Source organism: Lactiplantibacillus xiangfangensis (assembly GCF_001438845.1).
Classification (GTDB): Bacteria; Bacillota; Bacilli; order Lactobacillales; family Lactobacillaceae; genus Lactiplantibacillus; species Lactiplantibacillus xiangfangensis.
Genome location: NZ_JQCL01000089.1, coordinates 64,504 through 71,058, shown reverse-complemented (window position 1 = coordinate 71,058; position 6,555 = coordinate 64,504). Strand labels below are relative to the sequence as shown.

The following is a 6,555-nucleotide window of genomic DNA, read 5'->3' as shown; positions in this document are numbered from 1 at the left end:
CATGGCCTTTTTGGTCCAATTATTTAAGTGGTGCACTTGAATTGTAAATCAGGCAAAAAAACTGAAAGGAAAAATTGCGTAAAATCAACCGCCGACTGTCAAACTTCAATTGTGCTGCAAATGGTTTCATATTCAGGCCTCCTTGGTTAAATGAACAAAAATAGTCGCCAATGATTCTCGATTAAGGGTCACTTGGTGCAATTGTGACAAATACGGCACCAGTGCCTGGAGGGTCTGATCACCCGCCGTACTACTAATGTGGACAACGTGATCAGCCTGAGTCACCGCCGTCACTCCAGCTAATGATTCAAAGGTAGTCAACGCTAACGCGGTTCGAAAGCTAATCTCGACCTGTTGGTATTGCCGTTGTAACTCGGCAAACGTTCCTTTGAAGGCCAACTGTCCACCTTGTAGTAAAAATATTCGATCAGCCACTTGTTCGATTTCGGGTAAATAATGGGTCGTCATAATTACCGTCTTACCTTGCGCTTTTAACGCCTTGATACGTTCCCAAAAAGCCTGCTGGGCATTGGCATCCATCCCGACCGTTGGCTCATCTAAAAATAGCAGTTGGGGATTGCCGATTAAGGCTAATGCAAAAGTGACCCGCCGTAGCTGTCCACCTGATAAAGCTGTCAATCGGCGGTGCGCCAATTCGGTCAATGCTAAATCGCGCATTAACTGATTCGGTTGCAACGCCGTCGAATAATGTGCCGCGGCCATGGTCAATAATTTTGCCACTGTAACACCCCGGATTGGCAAATCACCCTGTAACATTGACCCAATATTTTGTTTAGATAATGGCCCACCCGGTACTTCATCGAACAATGTCAAATACCCGCTATCATTTGCCCGTATGCCCAGAAGCAAGTTCAAGAGTGTTGTTTTTCCAGCCCCATTTTTCCCAATTAAGCCAATGATTTCACCAGGATTGATGGTTAAACTAAGATCTTTTAGAACGGCGTGTTTGCCATAGCTAAAACTCACGTGTTCCGCTTGAATAATTGGTTTCATCTTCTCATCCCCTTTAATGCTTTTAGGTTAACAGGATGGCGATATCACTAGTAGTTCGCTTTGTCATGAGTTTTGGGTGACAAATGTCATGTTTTAACTCTTGCGGTAATTTCTTGAAGCGGCCGACCGAGATAATTTTCTTTGATTAGCTTTTTAAACAATGTATAATAACTAACGGTTAACTATACTATTTGCAAGAAGTGAACAATTTATGCCCCGTGACCGCTATAAAGAACGTGATGTCCAAATTGATTTTATTCCCCATATTAACTTTCAAAATCTAACTACGAATTGTCTTCAACTTATTTTTGTGACGACGGGACTCGTTAAAGGTATCCTGAACCAGCGTCCCGTTAGTTTGAAGGCACCGGTCATCCTGTTTTTAACGCCCAATGACACGTGGCAACTAACGGAAAGTCGGCAACCGGCTGCTCAAGCATTCCGCTTTCAACCGGACTTTTTTGAAACCGTTCCGTATTCAAAATCTCAGGAATATCAGATTAAAACGTCCCAAGTGATGGCCGATTTAGCCCACTTCACTGAGGCAGCGACACCGCTAAACGTTTTTAATATCCAACGCCGTTTATTTGAAAAGCTCCACCAAGCCTTCTTCATTTTAGGCAGTGAAGTCTTTGCGCAGAGTGACCATCTCTGGGTCTGCCGAATCAAAACATACTTGATCAAAATTTTAAAAGTTCTAGAAGACCTGCATCGTGAACACGGGACGTCTAAGGTCGACAACGTCTTGGACTACATTTACGCTAACTATGACACGAAGGTCACCCTGGACGACTTAGTTACCGCAGCGCACCTCAACCGCGTTTCACTAAATCAGCAATTCAACGCACGGGTCGGGATGACCGCCATGGCCTACCTTGCCCACTACCGTTTAGAAGTGGCGGACGAACTACTGATTCACACCCGCATCAGTCTCGCAGACATTGCAGCGGCAGTTGGTTACGACTACGATACGTACTTCATCAAACAATTCAAGCAGCAACGTGGAATTTCACCAACGGCCTTTCGTCAGCAATCACGCGAATTAACGCCGATTAGTCCACAACGCCATTCAAACGTCATTTAAAAACAAACTTATAAAAGAAGTCCTGTGGATAAAAGATTTTATCCACAGGACTTCTTTTATATAATCTAATGACTATTTGGATTGTAACCCTTTCGCCCCAATATCGTGACGGTAAACCAGGCGACCCAAGTCTAAGGTTGCCAATTGGTCATAAACCGCTTGCTTCGCTGCCGCCAAATCGGCTGCCTTCGCCGTAACCATCATGAGCCGACCACCCGCACTGACCAACTGTCCGGTCTGACCAGCGACGCTCGCATAGTACGCGCCGGGGACGGTTGGTACTGGGACCCCTTTTTCCGTGGGCCCCGGGTAACCTGGCGCAGCCACGACCACGCCTAAATACGTTGCCCCGGTTTGCCAGTTGATCACCGGCTGACGGTGCGCTAATAAATCAACGATGACTTGGTAGAAGTCCCCGTCCAATTGTGGCAACAACACTTGGGTCTCGGGGTCGCCTAACCGCAAGTTGTACTCGATGACTTGCGGCCCAGCCGGCGTTAGAATGCCCCCCACATAAATGACGCCCTCAAAACTCAAGCCATCCGCTTTTAAGCCGGCCATGGTTGGTTCGACAATCGTTTGAATGGTCTGTTGGATAATCGCTGGGGTGATTTGCGGAACGGGTGAATAGGCCCCCATCCCACCAGTATTGGGCCCCTGATCATCATCTTTGAGTCGCTTATGATCCTGCGCCGTTGGCAATAGAACGTAATGGTCCCCGCCAACCAAGACCATTTGTGAAAATTCAAAACCGGCCACAAACGCTTCAATCAGCACCGTATCCGTCGTTTCGAAGGCACTTGTCAGGGCGGCACTTGCCTGTTCATAACTAGTCGCCACGGTCACGCCCTTACCCGCAGCTAAGCCATCAACTTTAATGACTTGGGGAATGGGTTGTTCCTGGCTGTATGCCAGCGCATCCACCAAGTTATGAAATAACCGGTAATCCGCCGTCGGAATATGGTGTCGCGCCATAAATTCCTTGGCAAAGACCTTTGAGCTTTCCAAGCGTGCCGCGGCTTGATGCGGCCCAAACACGGCCAAGCCCGCCGCCTGAAAATAATCTACGATACCGGCAGCAAGGGGCACTTCTGGCCCGACGAAGGTCAAGCTAATCGCATTTTGACGTGCAAATTCAGCTAACCCCGAAAAATCCATTTCATCAATTGCAACGGTCTGAATCTGATCCAACGGCATACCAGGATTTCCCGGTGCACAGTAGACCATCTCAACTTGGGGACTCGCCAGCATTGCTTTAGCGATGGCATGTTCCCGACCGCCACTACCGACAACTAAAACTTTAGCCATGGTTTGCCACCTTTCAATTAATGACGGAAGTGCCGAACACCAGTCGTGACCATGGCAATCCCGTAACGGTCAGCCATGGCAACGGAATCTTTATCCCGGATACTGCCACCAGGTTGAACGATTGCCCGAATACCGTGTTGCGCAGCGTATTCAACGCAGTCATCCATTGGGAAAAAGGCGTCCGAAGCTAAGATTGCATTTTCATAACCCGGTTTGCTCATGGCTTTTTCAATCGCAATCTTTGTTGAGTCGATCCGGTTCATCTGACCAGAACCAACGCCCAAGGTCCGGTCAGCGGTAGTCACAACAATGGCGTTACTCTTGACGTGTTTAACAACTTGCTGGCCAAATGCCAAAGCGCGTAGCTGTGCTTCCGTTGGTTGGGTCTTCGTGACCACGGTGAAGTCCGTGGGCGTTTCAAATGCGTTGTCCACTTCTTGACGTAACATCCCACCACCAACAGAAATCGTTTCAAACTTGTCCGCAGTGTGTGCTTGGCCAAAATCAACCGTCATTAAGCGGAGGTTCTTTTTCTTGGCCAGTACGGCAAAGGCGTCGTCGTCAAAGCTTGGTGCAATAATGATTTCCAAGAAGAGTTCGTGCATCTTTTCCGCCGTTGCTAAGTCAATTGGACGGTTCGACGCGATAATTCCACCAAAGATGGAAATTGAATCTGCCGCGTAAGCCTTATCCCAAGCCGCTTCAATCGTATCGCCTAAACCGACACCACACGGATTCATATGTTTCATCGCAACGATTGCGGACTGATCGTATTCGCTGACCATCCGTAATGCTGCGTCCGCGTCCTTGATGTTGTTGTAAGAAAGTTCCTTACCATGCAACTGTTTCGCCGCCGTAATGGAGAAAGTGGTTGGCAATGCGTTTTCATAGAAGGCCGCTTGTTGATGACTATTTTCACCATAACGCAGTGACTGCTTTTTATCGTAAGTGAGTGTCAACTTGTCAGGGAATTCTTCTGTCGTCAAGTATTGCGCAATCAACGCATCATACGCCGCGGTGTGTTGGAACACCTTGGCAGCTAAACGTTTCCGCAATTCAGGCGTCACGTCGTCTTCTTGCAAGTCCGCCAAGATTTGATCATAATCGGCGGGATCAACAATCGGTAAAACGGCCGCAAAGTTTTTAGCCGCGGAACGTAACATCGATGGCCCACCAATATCAATCTGTTCGATGGCATCGGCTTGGGTCACATCCGGTTTTTGAATCGTTTCCTTAAATGGGTATAAGTTAACAACGACCATGTCAATTGGCGTAATGCCCGCTTCTTTTAATTGTGCCATGTGCGCAGGTAAATCTCGACGTGCTAACAAACCCGCATGAACCTTAGGATGCAAGGTCTTAACCCGACCGTCGAGCATTTCAGGGAAGCCCGTAACTTCTTCGATTCCAATCACGGGAATGCCCGCAGCTTCCAGCGCCTTCTTAGTCCCACCAGTCGAAACCAGTTCGTAATCTAACGCCACTAAGCCCTTTGCAAAATCGGTCAAACCTTGTTTATCAGAAACACTTAACAATGCACGTTTTGTCATCTTAAATAGCTCCTTTAGTTATGAGTGTTTGTAGCACGTCGGGATAAAATTGATGTTCACAATCATGAATCCTAGTTGCTAAAGTATCCACCGTATCATTAGGTAAAACGGGGACGGTTCGTTGTTCAATAATCTGTCCAGTATCAATACCAGCGTCAACGTAGTGAATCGTTACACCGGTCTCACTGACCCCCGCAGCAAAAGCATCTTCAATCCCGTGCCGTCCTGGAAAATGTGGCAACAAGGCCGGGTGGATGTTGATGATTTTATGCGGGTACGCGTTCAATAGCGTTGGCCCAATAATTCGCATATAACCCGCTAATAGGACGGCTTCAATTTGGTGCGCCTGCAGAGCAGTTAAAATAATGTCTTCCGCCGCCGCTTTATTCTGGTAGTCACGAAAATTCACAATCAAGACGGGTACGTTGACTGCCTGCGCTTTTTGGATGACCGGCGCATCGGGTTGATCACAGACTAGCAACGCTACCGTGACTGGTAATTGGCGAGTCGCAATGGCTTGGTGTAACGCGTCAAAGTTAGTTCCCGTCCCTGAAGCAAAAATCGCAATTCTTTTAGTCATGTGCCGCCCCCTGGAAAACTACGGGATCCGTCCCTGTTGCCACGGTCCCTACTTGGTAAGCGGGCTGATCATTCGCTGCAAGACTAGCGGTAACGGCGTCAACGTTTTCCGGATGAACGATCAAGACCATACCTAATCCCAAGTTAAACGTTGACCGAACGTCGCTTGCAGTCAATTGTCCGAGTCGGGCCAAAAGTGGCATGATTGGCGGTACTGGCCAACTACCCTCGTCAAACGTAGCACTTAAGCCTTGTGGTAAAGCCCGCGCCACGTTTTCAATCAAACCGCCGCCCGTAATATGGGCAATGCTAGCCACCGTTTGCCCTTTCAGAAGTGGCGCTACAGCGTCAACGTAAATTTTCGTTGGACGCAAGAGTTCCGTTTGTAAGTCGTGACCCAGTTCGTCAAAGACGTGATCCAAAGCAAACTGGTGTTGTTTGAATAAAATGTCTCGCACAAGACTGAAACCATTGGAATGCAGTCCGTTAGAAGGCAGGCCAATCAGTACGTCGCCCGCCTGCACATTTTCAGGTTTGAGGAGGGCTTTGCGATCAGCAATTCCAACCGCAAACCCAGCTAGGTCATAGTGTTCATCGCCATACATGTCGGGCATTTCTGCCGTTTCCCCACCAATCAATTGGGTATGAGCCTGCTGACACCCCGCAACCACACCCGCGAGGATATCCTTCACACGCGCTTGGTCCGTGTGCCCCAGCCCTAAATAGTCGAGGAAAAACTGCGGTAATGCGCCTTGTGCTAAGATGTCGTTCACGCACATGGCCACTAGGTCAATCCCAATCGTCGTATGTTGATTGGCCGCAATGGCAACCAGTAACTTCGTGCCAACGCCATCCGTTCCCGCAACTAAGACGGGATCGTTAGCCACACTGGCCGCACTAAGTGGAAACAAACCGCCAAAGGCACCCAGTTGTGCGTTACCGCTCATTTTCTTGACCGTTTTTAAAACTTCGTAGCCGGCATTGATGTCGACACCCGCTTTTTTATACGCATCACTCACT

At 48.4% G+C, this 6,555-nt stretch carries 6 protein-coding genes; 1 reads left to right on the top strand and 5 read right to left on the bottom strand.

Annotated features, from left to right (window positions below):
• Window positions 1-132: 132 nt before the first annotated feature.
• Window positions 133-1,014 carry an ABC transporter ATP-binding protein gene (locus IV64_RS11635; RefSeq protein WP_057707415.1) on the bottom strand — a complete coding sequence of 294 codons (882 nt, stop codon included), beginning with the start codon at window positions 1,012-1,014 and terminating at the stop codon, window positions 133-135.
• Between the two features lie 211 nt (window positions 1,015-1,225).
• Between IV64_RS11635 and IV64_RS11630 the strand changes: the two genes are divergently transcribed.
• Window positions 1,226-2,098, top strand: coding sequence for a helix-turn-helix domain-containing protein (locus tag IV64_RS11630; RefSeq protein WP_057707414.1), 873 nt, complete (start codon window positions 1,226-1,228; stop codon window positions 2,096-2,098).
• A gap of 72 nt (window positions 2,099-2,170) precedes the next feature.
• Here the strand turns inward: IV64_RS11630 and purD are convergent, their stop codons facing one another.
• The 4 genes from purD to purM are packed head-to-tail and all read right to left on the bottom strand — an operon-like array spanning window position 2,171 to window position 6,554.
• Entirely contained in the window at window positions 2,171-3,406 is a 1,236-nt protein-coding gene (purD, locus tag IV64_RS11625; RefSeq protein WP_057707413.1) for a phosphoribosylamine--glycine ligase, read from the bottom strand.
• 17 nt (window positions 3,407-3,423) lie between these two features.
• Window positions 3,424-4,956 (bottom strand): bifunctional phosphoribosylaminoimidazolecarboxamide formyltransferase/IMP cyclohydrolase, encoded by a 1,533-nt coding sequence (gene purH, locus IV64_RS11620; protein ID WP_057707412.1) that lies wholly within the window; start codon window positions 4,954-4,956, stop codon window positions 3,424-3,426.
• 1 nt (window position 4,957) lies between these two features.
• Window positions 4,958-5,536: a phosphoribosylglycinamide formyltransferase gene (gene purN / locus IV64_RS11615; protein ID WP_057707411.1), complete on the bottom strand. Its 579-nt coding sequence runs from the start codon at window positions 5,534-5,536 to the stop codon at window positions 4,958-4,960.
• Complete coding sequence (gene purM, locus IV64_RS11610; RefSeq protein WP_057707418.1) at window positions 5,529-6,554, bottom strand: phosphoribosylformylglycinamidine cyclo-ligase; 1,026 nt, start codon at window positions 6,552-6,554, stop codon at window positions 5,529-5,531. Before purM ends, purN begins: the two co-directional genes overlap by 8 nt.
• Window position 6,555: the final 1 nt, after the last annotated feature.